Source organism: Peptidiphaga gingivicola (assembly GCF_001652275.1).
Lineage (GTDB): Bacteria > Actinomycetota > Actinomycetes > Actinomycetales > Actinomycetaceae > Peptidiphaga > Peptidiphaga gingivicola.
Map to the genome: position 1 here is coordinate 475,620 of NZ_LVZK01000001.1, position 20,368 is coordinate 495,987.

At 54.4% G+C, this 20,368-nt stretch carries 11 protein-coding genes and 1 pseudogene; 3 read left to right on the plus strand and 9 right to left on the minus strand.

The annotated features are described in order from the left end of the window. Nucleotides 1-102 precede the first annotated feature (102 nt). Complete coding sequence (locus tag A4H34_RS01960; protein ID WP_064230892.1) at nucleotides 103-1,065, plus strand: D-alanine--D-alanine ligase family protein; 963 nt, start codon at nucleotides 103-105, stop codon at nucleotides 1,063-1,065. A 256-nt stretch (nucleotides 1,066-1,321) separates the two neighbouring features. Here the strand turns inward: A4H34_RS01960 and A4H34_RS11480 are convergent, their stop codons facing one another. From A4H34_RS11480 to rpmH, 9 genes and pseudogenes are all read right to left on the minus strand, one after another. Continuing rightward, nucleotides 1,322-3,742 carry a ParB/RepB/Spo0J family partition protein gene (locus A4H34_RS11480; RefSeq protein WP_331711607.1) on the minus strand — a complete coding sequence of 807 codons (2,421 nt, stop codon included), beginning with the start codon at nucleotides 3,740-3,742 and terminating at the stop codon, nucleotides 1,322-1,324. A gap of 9 nt (nucleotides 3,743-3,751) precedes the next feature. Beyond that, the gene (locus A4H34_RS01970; RefSeq protein ID WP_009198104.1) at nucleotides 3,752-4,588 is read right to left on the minus strand and encodes a ParA family protein; all 837 of its coding nucleotides are present in this window, start codon (nucleotides 4,586-4,588) and stop codon (nucleotides 3,752-3,754) included. Nucleotides 4,589-12,748: 8,160 nt separating this feature from the next. Next, entirely contained in the window at nucleotides 12,749-13,423 is a 675-nt protein-coding gene (gene rsmG, locus A4H34_RS01975) for a 16S rRNA (guanine(527)-N(7))-methyltransferase RsmG (protein ID WP_064230893.1), read from the minus strand. Continuing rightward, the gene (locus A4H34_RS01980; RefSeq protein WP_064230894.1) at nucleotides 13,420-14,145 is read right to left on the minus strand and encodes a Jag family protein; all 726 of its coding nucleotides are present in this window, start codon (nucleotides 14,143-14,145) and stop codon (nucleotides 13,420-13,422) included. The genes rsmG and A4H34_RS01980 overlap by 4 nt, the downstream gene beginning before the upstream one ends. A 226-nt stretch (nucleotides 14,146-14,371) precedes the next feature. Then, nucleotides 14,372-15,544: a membrane protein insertase YidC gene (yidC, locus tag A4H34_RS01985; protein WP_040322501.1), complete on the minus strand. Its 1,173-nt coding sequence runs from the start codon at nucleotides 15,542-15,544 to the stop codon at nucleotides 14,372-14,374. A gap of 39 nt (nucleotides 15,545-15,583) precedes the next feature. Further along, nucleotides 15,584-15,730 carry a hypothetical protein gene (locus tag A4H34_RS11530; RefSeq protein ID WP_009198091.1) on the minus strand — a complete coding sequence of 49 codons (147 nt, stop codon included), beginning with the start codon at nucleotides 15,728-15,730 and terminating at the stop codon, nucleotides 15,584-15,586. 48 nt (nucleotides 15,731-15,778) lie between these two features. Then, a pseudogene (gene yidD, locus A4H34_RS11535) lies at nucleotides 15,779-15,931 on the minus strand (membrane protein insertion efficiency factor YidD); the annotation flags it as partial. Next, entirely contained in the window at nucleotides 15,928-16,440 is a 513-nt protein-coding gene (locus A4H34_RS11540; protein ID WP_082902994.1) for a ribonuclease P protein component, read from the minus strand. The gene A4H34_RS11540 and the pseudogene yidD, both read right to left, overlap by 4 nt. A 1-nt stretch (nucleotide 16,441) precedes the next feature. After that, entirely contained in the window at nucleotides 16,442-16,579 is a 138-nt protein-coding gene (rpmH, locus tag A4H34_RS10560; protein ID WP_082902995.1) for a 50S ribosomal protein L34, read from the minus strand. A gap of 388 nt (nucleotides 16,580-16,967) precedes the next feature. Here rpmH and dnaA point away from each other — a divergent pair, with 388 nt between their 5' ends. After that, nucleotides 16,968-18,743: a chromosomal replication initiator protein DnaA gene (gene dnaA / locus A4H34_RS02000; RefSeq protein ID WP_009198089.1), complete on the plus strand. Its 1,776-nt coding sequence runs from the start codon at nucleotides 16,968-16,970 to the stop codon at nucleotides 18,741-18,743. 474 nt (nucleotides 18,744-19,217) lie between these two features. Continuing rightward, a complete protein-coding gene (dnaN, locus tag A4H34_RS02005; protein WP_064230895.1) occupies nucleotides 19,218-20,351 on the plus strand; it encodes a DNA polymerase III subunit beta in 1,134 nt (377 codons plus the stop codon). Nucleotides 20,352-20,368: the final 17 nt, after the last annotated feature.

A 20,368-nucleotide genomic window follows, 5' to 3' on the forward strand; every position in this document is an offset into this window, starting at 1 on the left:
AATTTCAATCCAATCCGATCACCCACAGCACAACCGGCAATCCCGATCCAGACAACAAACGGGTCAAACAACAAACAGGTCACCCCGACCAAAGGAGAAATAATGTCCGGACCTCTCACGGTGGCGATTCTTGCAGGAGGACTCACGCATGAGCGCGAAGTGTCCCTTCACTCGGGACGACGCCTCGCAGCGGTCCTTTCCGAGGCGGGCATGCACGTCAAAGTGCTTGACGTCGACGCCAATCTTCTGCAATCCCTCAAATCTATGCAGCCCGACGTCGTTTGGCCGCTCATTCACGGAAGCACCGGGGAAGACGGGTCGCTTCAGAGCCTGTTGGAACTCGTCGGTGTGCCTTACGTCGGCACGCCCCCTGCCGCATGCAGGATCGCCTCGGACAAGGCGGTGGCAGGCGCGGTTCTCTCAACCGCCGGCCTGAACGTTCCCGATTCGGTGACGATTCCGCAGAAGCTGTTCCGCGAGGTCGGGGTGGGCCAAGTCCTTGACCTCATCAAGGCACGCTTCGATTTTCCTCTGGTTGTCAAACCAGCCCAGGGTGGCTCGGCGCTCGGCGTGACCATCGTGGCCTCGGCGGCCGGTTTGCCTCGCGCCATGGTGGATTGTTTTGCCTACGACGAGCGCGCCCGCGTCGAGCAGTATATCGAAGGCGCCGAGGTGGCGGTGTCCGTCGTCCAAACGGGAAGCGAACCCCGCGCTCTTCCTCCGGTCGAGATCGCGGCTGACGGACCCTACGATTACGATGCGCGCTACTTCGCCGGCCGCGCCGAATACTTCGTTCCCGCTCGCCTTTCCGAGGAGGACACCGCCGCCGTCAAAGAGGCCGCGGAGCGCGCCCATTTGGTTCTTGGGCTCAGATATCTTTCGCGCACGGACATCATTCTCGACGACGCCGGTCGCGCGTGGATCCTTGACGTCAACGTCGCCCCCGGCATGACGGAGACTTCGCTGTTCCCTCAAGCTGCAACAGCAGATGCTTTAGAAAGCGATACAACCGTCGACGATCTCTACGTGGAGATCCTAAACGCGGCTCTAACCGACCGACAGTGAGTTAAGACCGTGTCCTGCGCCACACGCGCGTGCAAGTCTTCGTCACCACTGCACGCGCGTTCCCGCCGCGCCTAGTCCTCGCCGTCATATGTGTTCCCACCCCACCCAGGTGAGAAACATACGCACGGAGTTCTCAAGCGTCTTGCGCACGGTCTTCCCGCTCCACCAGGTGAGATGCAAACTGGCAAACGACCTTAATCGTCATGAACCGTGATACAGTATCGGACGTTGACTCAGCTTCTCCGTCGGCGTTTGCTTAGCGTTTCTGCTCCGTGATATCAACGCCTGTCTCGCCGGGGCTGAGCACGCCCAGGATGCGATTGAGGTCGTCGATTGACGCGAAGTCGATCTTAATAGACCCTTTCTTTGCTCCCATTTCGACTTTGACGCGGGTGTCGAACCGATCGGCCAGCCGGCTCGACAATTCACCGAGCTCGGGGCCATATCTTCTGGCTCGTCTACGTCCGCTAGCGGGCGAGGCAGTCGGTTCGTCGCCAAGGGCCACGATCTCTTCAACTTGTCGTACAGAAAGACCCTCGGAGACGATCTTCTGAGCAAGCCTCTCCATTGCGCCAGGGTCAGACAAACCGAGCAGTGCACGCGCATGACCGGAAGACAAAACCCCGGCAGCCACTCGCCGCTGGACCAAAGGAGGTAATTTGAGCAATCGTAGCGTGTTGGAGATCTGCGGACGAGACCTCACGATCCGACGTGACAATTCCTCTTGGGTGCACTGAAAGTCTTCTAGCAGCTGTTGGTAGGCAGCCGCTTCTTCCAACGGATTGAGTTCCGCTCGATGCAAGTTCTCAAGGAGAGCGTCTCGAAGCAGATCCTCATCTTGCGTATGCCGAATAATGGCGGGAACGGTCTCAATGCCTGCCAGCTCCGAGGCACGCCAACGGCGCTCGCCCATGATGAGTTCGTAGCGAGCTTTTGATTGCCCGGGAATCGGCGCCGCCAACGGCCGAACAATAACGGGCTGAAGAACTCCGACTTCGCGAATCGAAGCTGCCAGTTCCTCAAGCTCTTCCTCGTCGAATACGTTTCGCGGCTGTCTCGTATTCGGGATTATCTGGTCGAGGGGGAGCTCCGCGTAAGTGGCGCCGGGAACCTCAACGAGCCCTTCGTCTGCCTCACCCTGCTCATTTTGTGCGTGGCCGGCACCTCCCGTTTTACCCGCGTCGCTCTCAACAGGCTCGTTGCCTCCGCCAAGCTCGGACTTGTCGTTCCCATCCTCATCGACCGCACGGTTTTCAACGTCAACCGCACCGTCGACGTCATCGCGGGCCTCCGAGACCTCAGCTCGACTTGAATGTCCGTCTTCACCGGAGGAATCAACCCGGCTCGAAGCATCTGCGCTCGCAGCAACGGGTCGAGTTGCAGAATCAGCTGTCTCTTGCTCGCCTTGAGTGGTTCCGGACGTCGAACTGTCGCGAGACGCGGAGCTCTTCGAATCTTTTGTCCTGTTTTGCCTCACGTCCACGGACGGGACTTCTTCGGAAAACTCGACGGCGCCCGCTTGGTCGAAGGCTCGAACGCTCGTCTTATGCTCAACAGCAGAGGTCGAATGCATTCCTTCGCTCCCTCTCGAATCGGCAGGGGATGTCTGTACTTCGCCATCGAATGACGCAACCGGACTTTGATTCAGCCCTTCTCGCGTTCCGTCTCCCGTTGAATCCTCTCCGCTTCCTGCCAAACCCTTGCTTTTGGGCTCTATGGGCTCGGACTCCACGGGCTCTACGACGACAGCCCCCATAGGCTCAGATTCTGCGGGTTTTGCCCCTGCGCGCTCTACGACAGTCCCCACAGGCTCAGATTCCGCGGGTTTCGCCTCTGCGCGCTTTACGACGGTTTCCGGCGTTGCAGTCGCTTCCGCGAACTCGTCAGTCGCCCCGGACGCAACGTTTGTGGTTGCGCTCATCCGTTTTGTTCTCTGTGTTACAGGATGATCGACGTCCTGCGACGCTGCCTTCCCGACCACTTTATTTTCAGAGGCCTCTTCGAAATCACCGGAGACTTTCGCGCCGACGTTCACAGCTTTTTCACCGGCGTCTGCACGATTGTCGCCGGCGGGGTCTTCGATGGCTGCCGTGCCAACGACAACTGTTTCCCGACTGGGTGATCGGCCCTTGTCGGTGTCTTTCTTCCCAGCGGGGTTTTCCTTCCCACCGGCATCTCCCTTCCTGCCGATGTCTCTCTTCCTGCCGGTGTCTTTCTTCCCAGCGGTGACTTCCTTCCTGCCGGTGTCTCCCTTTCCGCCGGTGCCTTCTTCCTTCCTGCCGGTGCCTTCTTCCTTCCTGCCGGTGTCTTTCCCGGCGTCCTTCCCCTTGCCGGTTTCTTCGCTCCCTTCCCTCAGGGGAGACGAGCTGCTTGTCTTCGACGAATCATCGCCGCTAGAAGGACGGCGCCTTTTACCAGACGACTTCTTCGCGGCTCCCTCTACTTTGACGGGAGCCTCGACAGCTGTCTCGACATTAGAATCATCAACGGTCTTAGGGGCAGCAGATTTCTTCGCTTTTTCCTGCTTCGTCGACGATGGACTTTTGCCGCTCTCGCGACCCGTCGATGTCACACCGCTGCCAAAGAACACGTCAATGGGACGGTCTTTAGACTCCCTTTGCGCGGAAGGAATGAGGGCACCAATTCCTCTTCCGAGACCGCGTCTGCGTTCGGCCATTCCTGCTCCTTACTCGGCTCGATTAGCTAATTCGTGCGCCGCGGCCAGATATGCGATAGCGCCACTGGAGCGGGGTGCAAATGTGATGACGGTCTCGCCGTACGAAGGAGATTCAGCAATGCGAACTGACCGCGGAATCTCTGTTTCAAGCGTCTGTTCGGGAAAGTAGTCCCTCACATTCTCCGCGACTTCTGCGGAAAGATTGGTGTTCTTTGACGACATGGTCAGAAGAATAGTGCTGACTCGAAGCTCAGGATTATGAGAAGCACTTGCACCTTCAATTGTATGTAGAAGCTGTGTAAGACCCTCCAGAGCGTAGTATTCCGTCTGAACGGGAATGAGCACCTCTTTGGCGGCGATCAACGCATTGATAGGCAAAAGAGACATACTCGGCGGGCAGTCGATGAATACATAGTCAAATGGCGCTCCCTCGGCAGCGGTTGCTGCAAGCCCTTCACGCAGAGTGTCTCGAAGTCTGGTCATACGGTCGTCTTGGTCGGCAAGTTCAACGTCGACCAGCGATAGATTGATCGATGAAGGAACCACAAAGAGATTTTCCAGTTTCTCCGTCGGCTGCATAGCGTCGCGCATAGTCACGTTTCCAACCAGCACGTCATACAGAGTCGCAACGTTTTCGTCTCTCCTTGCACCCAAGGCTGTGGACGCATTGCCTTGAGGATCGTCATCGACCACAAGAACGTTAAGACCGCCCTGTGCCAGGGCAGCCGCAATGTTGACAGCCGTGGTGGTCTTCCCGACGCCACCTTTTTGATTGGCAATTGCGATGATCCTCGTCGACGCCGGAACTCTGAACTTCGACCCTCCGATCGCATCAAGTCTCTTCATGTCCTCAGCGAGGCTATTGGCAAGAGGAGAGCCTTCACCTCGCAGACGATCCCACGGGCTTTCCTCCTCGGTAACCCGCGCGGCCGCCCTTCGTGCCTTCCTTATGGGATCACTCACGTATCCGCTCCTCTCGTCTCATCACATTCTACGCAAAACGGAGATTGAAGACGTCCTATCCACACCGCATTTCGCGTCCGACTTTTCCACAGGTTGACTACGGCATCTCCCAAACGTTCATTGCAAAGCAACCTCACATTTGCCTGGCGTTCTCAGTCCGCGCTTCTATATATTGGATTGTATTTTGCACTCGAGGAGTGCGTGAACGGGACCTAGCGTCATTATCGTTTTTACTTCATTCACAGTATTTTTACGTGCGTCACGCTAGGCAACGGTCGGCATCTTTGTGCGCAGTCTAAGATCCCACCTTTCACGGTCTAAGATCTGTCTAAACTAAAACCTGGTCGTTCGCAGTCTAGCTACCGAGAGGATCGTTGTCTCCTATTTTTCCTCTAAATTCAAACACCGAGACATACTTCGCTATTATATTGAACCAAATCTCTCGTTTTCTTTTCACTCCCCAGGGATTGCGTTGCGTTCTTTCCCAGTGCCATCAGGTCTTCATGTCTTTCTAAACAAAAGACAAGTGACTATTCTGCTTGACCTCTCCAACGGACTGGAGCGACCGTGTCAGGCGACGACGTCACATGATCACGGCGTGAAGAGTCCTAATACTAAATAGCAGCACGAGGTCCTAATTTAATAGGGACACGAGCACTCATGGAAACCGGATAGCAGAATACACTTATGCCGTCCACGCAGACACTTGAACTGTTTAGGAGTCACTCCAGTCCCAGTTCGGCTTCTCAGCAAGCAGAGCATTAGAGTCAGAGATACAAACTACGCACATGAAGCAGACGCGACTAATCAGATATGCGGATGCTGCTCTATTTTCAAACGTGCCATTATTTGAGCAGCACCAGAAGACGCTTTGAACTCGCAGAGTCATCGAAGTGCGCCTTACCACCCGCCACCAAAGAGGAATCGTGTCGAGGCAGTGTACTAAGACGAACTGGAGACAATTGACCGCTCTTATGTCATTGGCTTTGAAGCAACATAGTTTTTGCTATGCATCAACGAGACTAGACTGTCGGCCCTCTCGTTACAAAGCAGTTCTCATTTCAAAGCAGTGACGTTTCACGTGAAACGCCAAGTAGCGCCGATCGGCAAATGAGATAGACGTTCAGGGTTTGAATGATCATACAGGGCAGGCGGATATAGGGGTATAGATCTAACGAATGAGCTATTGCTTCAACCATCAGAGTTTGACCCAAGACACCTACCTACATGGGAAAGGAAGGGGCTTCAACCACAAACACGGATACAGGGTCGGAAATTTCGGCATCTATTCCGTGACCATCTTCATTCCGCTGGAGCGCCACGTTTCCAGTCGCATGTCCACGACGTCGGTCGCAATGCAGTTGCTTACAGCTTCGCATTACCTTAGGTACAGAACAGCTTTAAGTCTCAAGTCGTCAGATACTCACAAGCAGTTCTATGGCGGCGTCTCCGGAGAAATCTATGGGTCACAAGTGTCTGTATTGACGCCTCCGATCTGGCTGACATCGAATAGACACAAACCGATATCGCGTAACAAAATCAAATTTTGATTAGTTCAGCGTTTTGAGCCGACGTCGCGTTGAGCTCACTAGCCACCTTCATATACTTACTTCAGTGTTGAGCGTGCAATCTTGACTCGGGATGCTTTTACATACCAGAAACAGTAGCTTCATCCCGATAGGAACTCGCCGACTTGTAGCTGGTAGAAAATTGTTTTTGCAGCACGATACTTCACTTCGATGCGTTAAGCGGAATTGCCGTTCAGTTGGAGCCGCACCGTAAACCAAGCCTAAGTGCGTTTTGTCTACACCACGTAACGCCAGAGTTCAGGTTCCGGATTTGGCATAGCTTGTAAGGCCTCGATTCAGCGAAGACAACCTGCGTTTATCAGCACCAGCCTTACTTAGCGGCACCAGCCTCGTTTATCGACACCAGTTATGTTTAGCGACACCGGCCTTCAGCAACGTTCCCACTCGGCGAGCGATCTATTGGTTTCAGTTAATCAAGTCATTTGGCAGCGTACTATTTTTCGTAGTTGACGCACCTAGCAACATCCACACACCCTTCGGAAACGCTAGATATGACATTTTCATTTTCGGTAGTCGCCAACGAACGCCGCCCGTAGACAATGTTTCACGTGAAACGCAATCAGACTCTAGATCCTTCGAACTTTGGTGAACAGATCAACAAGACCAACGCCCTACTCCGAATGCTCAACCAGCATTTACACAACACGAGGGCTTCAGCCGTCCACTTACCTGTAGCGATAGGCGCTCTTTGAACTTCTACTTAGAGCATCGACCTGTTCCGCGACGACCAACTGGTTCGCTTACTGCGTGTCAGGTCGTGACCTCGGAAAGCAAGCCGGCGGTCGCTATCGGGAAGGCTGAGGTGACTAGCTCCAGCCAGATTTACATTTGACGGTCTATTCGATATCCAACAGAAGCATTTGTATCCCTTCTAAGACTGGCAAACTTGCCAGCTTGCCGTTTCACGTGAAACGTCGAATCGTTGACTTATGCAAGTGCCGTATCATTTGGCACCTTCCTTGAGAACGACAACTACTTCTGCTTCTGAGCAACGAGCCACCAACCGTTAGTCGCAGTCAATGCGGGGTCTAATGACTATTTTGCGCCAGCCCTAGAACCTGATCTAGATACCCACCGAGCGTAACAACCAGGATATTCACTAGGAGGACTTGCTGCGTCGACGATTCCATCACCACTTCGAAACTTACACCGAGGATCAACATGCTTCCTTGCAGAACCGGGGAGTTAACAGTCTCGCTAGTGGATCATGACTATAAAGCGTACCCCACCCAGTAACTAAAAGTCGGCCACTACTAGGGAACTGGGTTGCGCCCTTAGACTTCGTAGCTGCAGTCCTACCCGCCGAACTCGTAACAATGTAAAACATAACCATGGCGCGTTGCCACGGAATTCTCCTTTCCGTAGTCAAGTCACCCAGAATTGGGCCGCATAGCCGGATGACAATCAATGCCGCCATCGTGAACTGGTTCCTTCAGCGAAGTTGAGAAGCTTAACTGCTACCTCCTTCCGCCATCTGTGAAACATAGACAGTCAGTACCTCCTATTACGTGTAACGATGCAATAGCCACGAAATCATTCGGCTACTTAGCGGCTGTCCCAGACCGGTGGTCGTTTCACGTGAAACGTCAGATGCGCGCCTTTACGATTCGACACGATACTTCCGCTTTCGAACTTCGTAACTCAGTCGGGATCTAGCGTAGCCATTATTTTGAACGGTATCCGAGATAATCAGATACCTGCCAAACACGCTGCGCCATGGGCTATGAGCACCCTGCTTACAAACTCCGCGGGTCGCCGGCACGTCAAACCCGATGGCCGACGACGCCTCTTGCCAGCTTCGCTGACGTTGGACATAAGTATCGGCTCGTGGGTTTAGTGGGCTAGTACCCTCTTGCCTCTTACGCCTTCAAAGCTTCGCAACATGACGGGAGGTCGGGCTAATGGAATGCGGCTATTCGAAGACGTCTGGGGACGTGTCGCCGTGATTACGAAAGTCCTAACGAGTTCCGAGCGTTCGTACCAAATGGCAAATGGACGCAGCTATGCGGCCTGGTTCGAAGCTACGAAACCAATGGAGTAGTTGTTACCTCAGTTATGCACACTGACAGCTACTATGCGCGTTGCCAGCTACTTCTAGAAGCCACCGCCACTAAAGCTTTACGGCCTTACAGGCTCAAGAATCCAATAGGGCTCAACCGCGGCTCTCATTTCCTCGATACCGCACGAGCACGCGCGTAGCCGTGCCAGCGGAGCCCGCGCGGTCGACATGTCGGTGTAAAGATCCCATCCCGTCTCAAGCAAGCCAGATGAGCCTCAATCTTGCTCGGTTTCACGTGAAACGGTAGCAATTCTGCGGAACGTTAAGGTATTGCATGAGCAGTGCTGAGCAGTGCCCGTCGTTCGCGCGCCACAGCCGATTTCGCGTGCCATAACCGACTGCTACTTGCAGCCAGCTTCATTACGTGAATCAGCGCAAGTAGATTCAAGCTCCGCCTTGATTAACTGCAGATTCGGATCCTTATGGAAACTTTTGGGCGTCTCCAATCGATGTAAGCGGTACGTAACCAAGCAGCTTGTACACAGCCACTTCATGCCGATGGCCGTAAGTAAAGCGCCCAACCAACACAGAGCGAGTTTGGGAACAGTTACCACGACCAGTTGGATAGTGCATCAGCGCGTTTCATGTGAAACCAGAAGTAAATGCTTCTATACGCTCAATCCGTTTTCCGAGCAACGGATTTGTATCGTCTCGTCTTGCCCGGAGCGCAGACCATTTACCCATTTGAGGCGGAGAGATCTTGTTGAAGGTACGGAACTTCGAAGTAATCTTCTGATCCCGTTTTTCAGATATCGACCCAAACTAGCAGTGTCCTGTAGTCAGCCCGGCCGATTCGACAGCTCACCATCGCGTCGCTACTCAATCCACTAGTTGCCAGTCAGTTCCAGTAACAACCGTTAAGCTCCAAAACGTCTGAGCTTCACAGACCTTCGATCTCCAGTAGTGCGCTCTCAACAGTCTAAGTAAGCTGTCGTATCGGCAATGCATCTAGATAAGCTCAATTATGGCAGCCATACTTGCTCCGTTTGTCAGCTAATCAGCTACGCAACTTATGTGTTCTTATGCAGTCTACATACTGCTTCTCCGCGAAAACAGGCGCTTTTGGATTTAACTCAAGGGGCGAACCGGCTTAAGACCGATGGCACTACCGTCGCTGATTCCGTCGTCCACTTCTGTGCAACAGACATAGGTGCATGTTCATCGACGGGCGTCTTAACCTCAACGCAATCTTGAACCCATGCGACTGACGCATGTTTTAACTGAGTTAACAATTACTGGTTACTCTAATTGTGATAGGAGTACTTAGCTCAGGTGGAGGGTATAGCACATAACTATTATGTTGCTCGTGATAACCACGCAATCGCCGTTAATGACATCGAACCACTTTCGCCACACTGTTCCACGTGAAACGTCGACGGCATAGTTAAATGCCGCAACAGGCACTGAGTAGCAGTCATCAACTAGTTAGATTAACCAAAGATTCTCGTCGGATGGTGATTTTACAAGGTACCTAGATCGTGACCGCATACAGCTGAAATGTGTTGGTACGTCACGGACTGTATGCATAAAACTCAACACCCACGGTAGTACAAGCTTGTCCAGTTTACCGCAGGGATGCGAAGCATAAGCAGCTTCCAGTATTAACCGTTTATCTGTTCATCGCTACAACCGCATTCATAACCCCGTACGAAAGCGGGAATCATCATCAGATTCCATCCATATCGTTCCTATAAATGGAAGCGCACTTACTTGAGCTTAGCTAGTACTAATCCTGCCGATGCCCTCGGTAGACGCGTTTCGAAAGCACGAGCGCTAATTAGTTCACTTGTTCTGATTCGAAAAGCTGGTCAACTCGTTAATGACATTACTTGACGCATATGCCTTAGGCTGTGACCACGGGCTAATGGCGACCGGCACCGTGGCGGCAACACGATCGCTCAATCGGCTCCTAGATATCATTTTGCAAACTTGAGCCATACAGGCACGCTTAGTCACGTTACTCGCCGCCCGACGTTTGGAGTAACGACAGAATATTGCGAGTGCTTTAAATCGTTTCACATGAAACCGGCAAGATAGAAGATACACCGTGATTCTTCGTACAGCACTATTTGCTCACCGAAGCTCAAATCGTCGGGTACTAGTCCGCTCGCAGACATGGTTGCGAATAGTTCGAAGTTAAGTAAGCGAGTATGAAGAGTCGAAGAGTCACGGCGTAGGGCACCCAACAAGCGACTGTCGAAACTGAGTGAACAGCTGAAATATTGGACTAACCCAACTGACCTAGCCAGCGCTGTCCGAGATCATTCTGGTACGAGATACTCTGGTCCGCGATCGCTCTGTCCAATTGTCAAAAGCATGAAGGCTCATCAAAAGACTCCGTTCACTTGAGCGCCGTAGTCAAGCATCGATCAAAGGTTAGTCTCATCGCCTCTCTGCCTGTAAACAGGTAGGCGAACCACGATCTATCAAACCAACACACTGAGTCGGCGAGTGAGCTGACTTAGGGACGGCAAAATCAGCGGCATCCCGTACACGGTAAACGTCTACTTTGTTCAGGCGTGGTATGTAACCGACCGTTAATGATCCAATCCCTTTGCCGACACAGGCACCAGACAATTAGAGTCCACCTGGTCGATTCTGTCGGCTGCGTTTAGATAGAGGAAAATGGACTGCGTATCGAACTTGAGACATATCGGCCTCAATCGATCCTCTTCGATCAAGATGGAATACAACGAGAACCTCTGAAACGAAGCTCCTACGCAAAGAAATCACCTCAGTCCTACGACCAACTACAAGGTCTTGAAAACGGCAAAATGACAAGTCTTCTGAACGGACCTAAGACCACGATGCTCCGCGTCCAGGCCACGAAGCTCATCATTTGAATCATCAAATTGTCTCTAAAATGTAGGTAGCTTGAGCCTGAACGAACTGCAGATAACTGCTATCTCACAGATAAAGTAGAACCCCAAAAACAGATCGATCCAACTGGCTTGGGGCGTCACCGCCGTATAAACCCATCAGTCGAGCATCACTCAACCCGCGCACTAATCCGATCACAATACCGACAAGTACAAAGTCGCTTGAAACTTAACACTAACCACAACCGAAGTGGAGAATGGCAACTGCAGGCAAGGTCATCGAAGTGACCGTTATCAGTATCATTCAAATCGGCCTCTCCGTCCACGGCACCAGCTGTCCATATCTACCATTGCAATCAGGATCACTGCGATGGGAGCTAAGTAGCCACTTTCCTTATGGCCTATGATCCCACTTTAAACGACTTTTGGCGGTCTGCAGGCACAAAATTCGAGGCCTTTAGTCTTCTAGCATCCACGAACTTCCCGACACGAAGTGTAAAACAGGAGCAATCATCGCCGTAAAATAGCTAAATGCCCCGATAGAGATACGCGTTGCCAAGTATGTGAAAATAGAAATGAGTCTCGCCTTCAGCCACATTACTAGCTGTAACAGACGAGATGATTCGCAGTCCGTCGCAGTTTCTGAGCTTTGGAGCATTCAAAACAAGATGATCGTCGATCAATTGAACCGCTGAAACGTTAAAGTCGGTTGCTGCATTGCTAACGCTTACTAGCGTCAAAACAACTCATAATGTATAGACCGATATTTTAATAGGGTAAATAAAATATAGAATCATAAATAAGAAATATGCACATTACCTATGTTTAAGGCAAGGATAACTAGGAAGCAAACTTGATGGTATAGCTCTTCGACACAGACACAGACACAGACACAGACACAGACACAGACAGATAATTTCAGATATGGTCATCGTTGAAAACTTACTTTACCCATCAACCTCGTAAACCATAACTGATAAAATTAATCAGTTAAACTGAATAAAATGCCTTCAAGGAGCGTTATAACGGCAAAGGTTCGATAACGGTACGACACTAACTCCGAATAGATTTGCTCTACGAGCAAAAGATGCCCCTCGCCGATGGCGCTGATTGCGATAGACATAGAACGTTGTTGGACCAGCGATTCGTCTTTGACATTCTGTTTCAATCATCCGTAGCTCAAATAGCTCGCCAATCGGCAGAATGGACCACTAGATAAGAACGTAAGTAAAAATTTACAGCAGCGTGAATAGAAATATCAGAACCGAATACGTAAACAGTAAACGCATCAAAATCATAACTAGAAAATCTTTAGCGTAGGAGCATACACCATTTAAATCACTAAACCATAGGATAAACAAAATGGCAGATCATAAGCAGTCAACGTGTATTTGCGTTGAGATTTCTATGTAAAAATAGTTCTATAATCTGAGTATATACGTCATAATATAATCAATCATCGACAACACAATATACTATCCATATAGTGTCATAGCAACTTACATAGACCGTAAACGTATAAAACATAAGGTTTGGCGGCGACACGTCGAAAGAGTATATGACACGTAGAACATACTCACCTATGTCTATTCGTTTGCTTCTTCCTAACTTCCAGTACGCGAGTCTCTTCCGTCGTTCCAAACGGAATCACCACATGGACGTCGGCCCATTTCGCGCGATACTTTCGCAGAAGGTGAATTGCATCATCAATCTCCTCATCAACTCGGGCTCCTTTGAGCGCCAACAACGAGCCGCCGCCTTTGAGTAGCGGCATTGTCCATGGGAGCAGCTTTCTCAGCGCCGCCACCGCCCTCGCCGTGACAGTATCCGCGTCTACCTTGCCGACAAGGTCTTCGGATCGTGCATGGACAACTTCAACGTTCGGCAGAGAGAGATCCTTGACAACGTCGTTCAACCAGCGTGCTCGCCGCTCCATCGAATCGACAAGGACAAGGCGAAGATCCTTGCGAACTATCGCGGCGACGACACCCGGAAAGCCAGCGCCGGAGCCGACGTCGACGACCTTCGCTTTAAACGGGATGAAATCGAGGATTGCCATGGAATTGAGGAGATGCCTAGTCCATAGGCGCTTGAGTTCACGAGGCCCAAGCAATCCGCGCAGCTCGCCTTCCCTTTCGAGCATTCCTGCATAGTCCACCAGCTGTTGCCACGTATCCTGCCCAAAGTGGGAGGCCCCTCCCGAGGGAGGGGCCTCCGCGAGCACACCGTTGTCGTCCACGCTCAAGTTCACTTTGTAGCCGACGACGCCGAGCTCTTGCCGGCATTCTCGCCGTCGATTGGATCTGTCGATTCACCCGCGACGTCAACGGAAGCATCATCAGCCACACCAACAGGCACAACGTCAACGGAAGCATCATCAGCCACACCAGCAGACACGACATCATCGGACCCAGAGGGGGCAGAATCGGAAACTGCCCCTTCTTCCGGGGATTCGCCTTCTTCCAAGGATTCATCGGCGGCAGCAGCCTCACTGACAATCACATGGCGCGCATTTCCGAGTCCCTCGGAGTCGGAGGCTAGGCCGGCGGCAGCGGCGACGTCGTGAACGACCTTTCGTTCAAACGGATTCATCGGCGCCAGGGAGACAGGCTCCCCGTTGGCCAAAACGGAGGCAACCGCTTCGCGAGCGATTGCTGCGACCTCCTGACGATGTGATTCTCTGTAATCGGCGATGTCAAGCATGAGACGGCTACGCTCGCCGGTCTTCGCTTGAACGGCCAGACGAGTAAGCTCCTGGAGGGCATCAAGGACCTCGCCTCCCTGACCGATGAGACGTTTGAGCCTGCGGTCGGCGACGCCCTCCGTCACGACCGCAACAGACGCGCGATCGGCTTCGACGCCAATTTCGATGTCTCCGTCTAAGTCGGCTATGTTGAGAAGCTCCTCAATGTAATCGGCTCCAAAATCGCCTTCGTCGTTTAACTTCTTGACGAGTTCGGCCCTGTCAGCCATCGGATCGTCCTTTCTTCGGCAAGCACCGCTGCAGTGCGTAAAAGTAGTTGTAGTTGTGGGGATTGGTAGTTGCGAACTTGGGAATTCCTCCGACGTGGAAGCGTATAAACCTCCGGCCGGGAAGCTTTCGAAGCTCGGGTGAAGCCATGGCTCAAGGAGAATCGTTGGTTAGGGAAGGACTCATTGATGCATAGAAACTCATAGCTGGAGTAAGGCGAGCAAAGGATCAGAAGTTTCGCTTCTTCTGGTTCTGTTGGACGCGTTTCTTTCGATTGGCGGCCTTGTTCTTCGCGCGCGCTCGTTCCGCTTGGCGCCGCTCGTAGCGACGTCGAGCCCGCTCGGCCTCGGTCAAACCGTCTTTGCCGCGAACCTCTTCAGGTTTGTCGGAGTCGGCTTCATCGACATCAGAGTCGTCGGCGTCATTGTGAAGCGCTCGATTGGCTGCCTTCGCCGCAGCCTTCTTCGACCTTTCCTTGCCGAGAGGCTGAACCCGACCTCCCGCGCGAGCGGCGTCCTCGGACTCAAGCTTCTCGATCTCCTCCTTGCTCAGGCCTTTGCGTTCGCGCTTTTCCCGAAGGCGCTTCTGGCGTTCCTTGTAGGCTTGCGATCCGGGCGTCGGATTGTTGCGAATGAACCAAGCCTGCTGGCACAGATTCCAGATGTTGCCCGCGACCCAGTAAACCAGAACCGCGACTTGAAGGACTCCACCCATGAAGATGTACATGATCGGCATGCCGTACATCATGATCTGCTGTGTGCGGTACATCGGGTTGCTCTTGTCCAAAGCGGACTCGGGCATGTTTTTGCGCATGAGCTGATGCTGCGTGTAGAACATCGTGGCGCTCATGATGAGGACCAGCACTCCAATGACAATCTGGCTGTTGGTCGACGCCGCAGTTCTGAAGTTCGTAGCGAGCGGCGCTCCGAAAACCGTGGACTTCTCGAAGTCCGTCGCAAGCTCTTTGGTGATAGGGCCCAATGCCTCGCGTCGCCCGCTGGAAATGCCCGGGAATGCGGAGATAACCCTGTAAAGCGCGAAAAGAATGGGCATCTGGACCAGCATCGGCAGACACGTGGCAAAAGGAGAGGTTCCATGTTTGCGGTAAACCGCCTGCATCTCCTCCTGCATTCGGCGCCGGGAAACCATGTCCTTCTTGCCCTTGTACTTCTTCTGGATCTTCTGGACCTCAGGTTGGATGACTTGGGCCTGGCGCGAGGATCGAATCTGTTTGTTGTAAAGAGGAAGCACCAGAAGACGGACGACGACGGTGAGGCCGATGATCGACAAAACCCACGCCGCGCCCGCGCCGTCCGGAAGGCCGAACGCCACAAAGACCCGACGCAGGATCTCCATGATCCATGCGATCACCCACATGAGTGGGAAAAGGATTGTATCCACGCTACTTCTTTCGTATTCGGCGGTTACCCGCTCTTGCTGTCAAGCTTGCGAGGCCGAGCAGACCTCGCCGCCGCGGCGATCGCCCACTAGAGCCGCTTCCGCGTCCTCCCGCTCGTAGAGAGCGTGAAGCTCGTCCACATCCAGGGGTTTCGAGGGCCACCGTCCTTTGGGGGGAACCCTGTCCACTCCGCCTTTGCTCCATGGGTTGCACCGCAGAACTCGCCATACTCCTAGTAGTGTACCTTTCAAGACTCCGTGAATTCGCAGAGATTCCAACGCGTATTGCGAACATGTCGGCGCGTAGCGGCATCTTGCCGGAAAGCCTGGAGAAAGCCACCGCTGATAGGCCCGAATGGGCCAGGAAAGAAATCTGGTGAGAAAACTCATCGCTCGCCGCTCTCGCTGGAATTTCCCGTATCGGTGGGAGCGCTGACCGGCAAAACCTCGTTGCGGCCTTTGCCGCCAATCGACCCCTCCATACTCTCGTCAAGCGGCTCCCTGCGACCTTCGCGAAGCGACTCCTTGTGGCGAACCGAAGCGATGCAGCGGTCAAGGTCGGCGGCCAGATCTTGGGAACTGGCGCCTTTGGCCGGCGGAAAGACACGGACGGAAACGAGCTCACCCGGGCGAAGAATTTGAACGCGCGTCCTCATGAGATGGCGAAGCTGCCGACAGAGACGGTGCCTGACGACCGAGTTTCCGACAGATCTGGGTATGACAAAACCGACCTTCGGCGGAAGGTCGGTGACGCTGCTTATAGAATCTGCGCCGGACCGGTCGAAGCCGGAAGGATCTGCGCCGATTGCTACGAGAAGCCTGGCAGATCCGCCTCGAACGCCTCGGAAGGCTTGGGCGAACTCCGCCGAGCGCCGCATGCGGTTCTCGGCAGCAAGCACGTCAGGCAGAGAGCGAACGGCGACCCTTGCGACGGCGAGCAGCGAGAATCGCTCGGCCGGCGCGGGTCGACATGCGCTTGCGGAAGCCGTGCACCTTGGCCCGGCGGCGGTTGTTGGGCTGGAAAGTCCGCTTGGTCACGGTTGTTCTCCCTAAGACGGCGCGAGGAAGTCTCGCGAAGACTGCTCGTGTGCGAGGCACACATGACTAAACAACTTTACGCGAGGGTCCGCTCAGGGGTCAACGCAGCGTCCCCTCTGGTGAGTGGAATCTCAAGGAGGTCCCGCTATCGACAAACTACACGTTTGTTATTCACATCTGTGTCCACACCTGTGGATAAAAATCGATCTTCGAATGTCCGGCGTCAAAACGGACAAATCTCCTTGTGAACAACATCGATGTAATTTCCACAGTTGTGGACAAGGCTGTGGATAAACCTGTTGCATTGTCCCCAAGGCTGTGTTCAAATTGGTCAGGTCCCACGCAGGAGGCAATGCGCGGTGGGTTCTCACACGTCCAAGGAGTTCCAATGAGTGACGGTAATCCGGCCAAAGACGCGTGGAATGCGGCAACCGAATTACTGCGCGCAGACGGCTCGCTCTCGGATTCCCAGGCCGCTTTTGTGCGTATGGCCCATCCTTTGGCCTGGGTGGACGAGATCTTCATGATCGCCGTGGGGTCCGAGTTTGTGAAAACCTGGATCGAGGAGCACGTCTCCGAAACGATGACCTCGATGCTCTCGAACATACTCGGACGCTCCGTGCGCATCGTCATCTCCGTCGATCCGAGTGTGAACGAGTCCCAGCCCGTCGGGACAATGGCGTCGAGCATTGCACCCAGCGCAGTCGCTCCCAGCGTCCTCGCGGCCTCGGAAGATCCTTTGCCTGCGTCCTCGCTGACCATGCCGTCGTTGGCCCCGTCGTCGTTGGCGTCGTCGGGCGTCGAAGCGGAAGAGGGTGACGCTTCGGATTCTGCGACGTCGGACTATTCGCAGCCTCGCTATCCTGGAATGTCCAGATCCTCCGAGCATTCTTTTTCAGAAACCGCGAAGTACAGGGAAAGCTCAACGGACGTCGAAGCCGGCTATGCAAGGCCTCGACCCAGGCACCTGGACACCTCCGGGTCTGGCGACGAGCCGCTGCTCCCGAGCAAGCCGGACGAATCGCACGAGTCCTTCACACAGGGGATTCGCTACGTCGATCAGACGACGATCGCGGAGGAGGCGCTTGCCAAACGCCCCGACACCGCGGCACGATCGCAGAAGGCGCGCATCAATCCGCGCTACACCTTCGACAATTTCGTCATTGGAGACAACAACCGCTTTGCCACGGCGACGTCGCTGGCCGTGGCCGAATCGCCCGGGACGACATACAATCCCCTCTTCCTCTACTCAGATTCCGGGATGGGCAAGACCCATCTCATGCATGCCATCGGAAACTACGCTCTCAACCTCTTCCCCTCGATCAAAGTCCGCTATGTGAGCGCCGAGGAGTTCACGAACGCCTTCATCAACTCCGTGCGCGACGGACACCAGGCCGAGTTCAAGAACCAGTTCCGCACGGTGGACATCCTGCTCATCGACGACATTCAATTCATCGGCGGACGGGACTCGACGGTCGAGGAGTTCTTTCACACCTTCAACGCGCTGACGAACTCCAACAAGCAAATCGTCATTACGTCGGACGTGTCTCCCAACCTCCTCAACGGATTCGAGGAGCGCATGCTCTCTCGCTTCAATTCGGGCGTGACGGCAAACATCGACCGTCCCAATCTCGAAACTCGGATCGCTATCTTGGAGAAGAAGGCCCACTCGGACGGCTTCACGGTTCCCCGAGAGGTCAACGAGTACATCGCGACCCACATGCTGACGAACGTGCGCGAGATGGAAGGCGCCCTTCGACGAGTCACAGCCTTCGCCGATCTGTCGAAGCAGACGATCAGCCTCGGATTGGCGGAAATGATACTCAAGGACCTCATAGCCAATCCCGACGCCATCGAGATCACCGCGACTCTCATCATGAGCCAAACGGCTGGGTACTTCGACATTTCCATTGAGGAGATGATATCGACCGATCGAAGCAGGGTCCTCGTCTCGGCTCGCCAAGTGGCCATGTACCTGTGCAGAGAAATGACGGAGCTGTCGCTTCCGAAGATCGGCCACCTTTTCGGCAAGCGCGATCACACCACTGTGATGCACGCGTGCAGAAAGATCGACAAGCAGATGGCGGAGCGGCAAACCACGTACAACCAGGTTTCCGAGCTGACGAGCCGGATCAAACAAGCCGCGCAGCAGGCCTCTTTGTAGCCCGCGTGCCCGGGCTTCGCCGCAGCTTGCGCGCCGGGCTTCGCCGCAGCTTGCATGCATGGCTTTTCGCTGTCGGGCGCATGGCCAGGATTCGCGCAGTTCGCCGTGTGCCGGGCTCCTGTGGAATCCACATGCACTGTGCATGAGGCTGTGGCATATCCTTGATTCTTTGTGGACAAAGGCTGTTCGTCTGTGGATCTTTTAAGGTCGAAAGTGTCTCATCCACTGATTCCTATGTTTTGCACCCAGGTTCTGCACAGATCCATCCACAGCAAAATCCTTTGAAAACATTGACAAAAGTTCGGTTATCCACCGATTCCACAGGTGCTACAACTACTACTGAGAACTTATCTAGTACAGGGAACGATCGGTCTTGGACTGCGCAACGAGGCGGATATGGACGACGGCCAAGCCGTTCTCGCGTAAAGTGGAGTTAGGTATGTCCTTTAAGGATTCAAAGAAAGAAGGTCTGTAGTGAAGCTTAGGGTTGAACACGACGTCTTCGCCGACGCCGTTTCGTGGGTTGCCCGCACGATCCCCTCGCGCCCTTCTCTTCCCGTTCTCGCGGGAATGAAGATCGAAGCGGACAAGGACGGCTCCGTCGCCCTATCCTCCTACGACCCGGACATCTCCTCGCACGCCGTCATAGAGGCAGCCGTCGACGAGCCCGGAACGACGCTGGTCCACGGCCGGCTTCTCTCGGATTTCGCCAGGGCCCTCCCCAACAAGCCGATTGACATGGAGTTGAAGGGCGCCAAACTCGAAGTGGTGTGCGGGTCGTCGCACATTTCTATGCAGTCGATGCCCCTCGAGGACTACCCGTCGGCGCCGCCGATGCCCGAGGTCTCCGGCGTCGTCGACGGGGCGCTTTGGCAAGAGACCGTCGCGCAGGTGGTGACGGCCGCCTCCTCCGACGACACGCTTCCGCTTCTCGTCTCGGTGTGCATCGAGATCGAGGGAAAGACGATGTCGCTCATGGCCACGGACCGTTACCGGCTCGCGGTGCGCGACCTGACGTGGGAGCCTGCTAACGAGGACGCCTCGCACAGGATCCTCGTGCGGGCCTCGCGGCTGTCGGATATCGCAAAGGCGCTGGGATCCGTAGGCAAGGTCGAACTCGCGATAGACAACTCGGGCCGGACGGGCATGATCGGCTTTTCGGCGGCCGGCCGCCACAATGTCGCCCGACTCATCGACGGCGAGTACCCGCAGGTCCGCAATCTCTTCCCCTCGGAGGCGACGGGCTACGCCGTCATTGGGCGCCAGGAGATGCTCGATGCGATCAAGCGCGCGAGGCTCGTCGTCGAAAAGAACTCCGCCGTCAGGCTTTCCTTCAGCGAAGGCCAGGTGATCCTCGAAGCGGGCCAGGGGGACAACGCCCAGACGAGCGAGGCGCTCGAGGCGACGCTTCACGGCGAGGACATCGTCATGGCCTTCAACCCGAGTTTTCTCCAGGAGGGGCTCGGGGCGACGTCGGCCCCCTACGTCCGGCTGTCGTTTACGAGCGCTTCGAAACCGGCCGTCCTTACCGCGCAGCCCGAGATCGACGGCGAGGACGATCAGGAATTCCGCCTTTTGCTCATGCCGATCCGCACCTACGGCGGATGAAGCGCAAGGCGGGCGGG

What these genes read in the sequence shown, in the direction of transcription:
- dnaA (WP_009198089.1), top strand. Translation starts at nt 16,968, where the DNA reads ATGAGTGACGGTAATCCGGCCAAAGACGCGTGGAATGCGGCAACCGAA.
- A4H34_RS01960 (WP_064230892.1), top strand. Translation starts at nt 103, where the DNA reads ATGTCCGGACCTCTCACGGTGGCGATTCTTGCAGGAGGACTCACGCAT.
- A4H34_RS01980 (WP_064230894.1), bottom strand. Translation starts at nt 14,145, where the DNA reads ATGGCTGACAGGGCCGAACTCGTCAAGAAGTTAAACGACGAAGGCGAT.
- A4H34_RS01970 (WP_009198104.1), bottom strand. Translation starts at nt 4,588, where the DNA reads ATGAAGAGACTTGATGCGATCGGAGGGTCGAAGTTCAGAGTTCCGGCG.
- A4H34_RS11480 (WP_331711607.1), bottom strand. Translation starts at nt 3,742, where the DNA reads ATGGCCGAACGCAGACGCGGTCTCGGAAGAGGAATTGGTGCCCTCATT.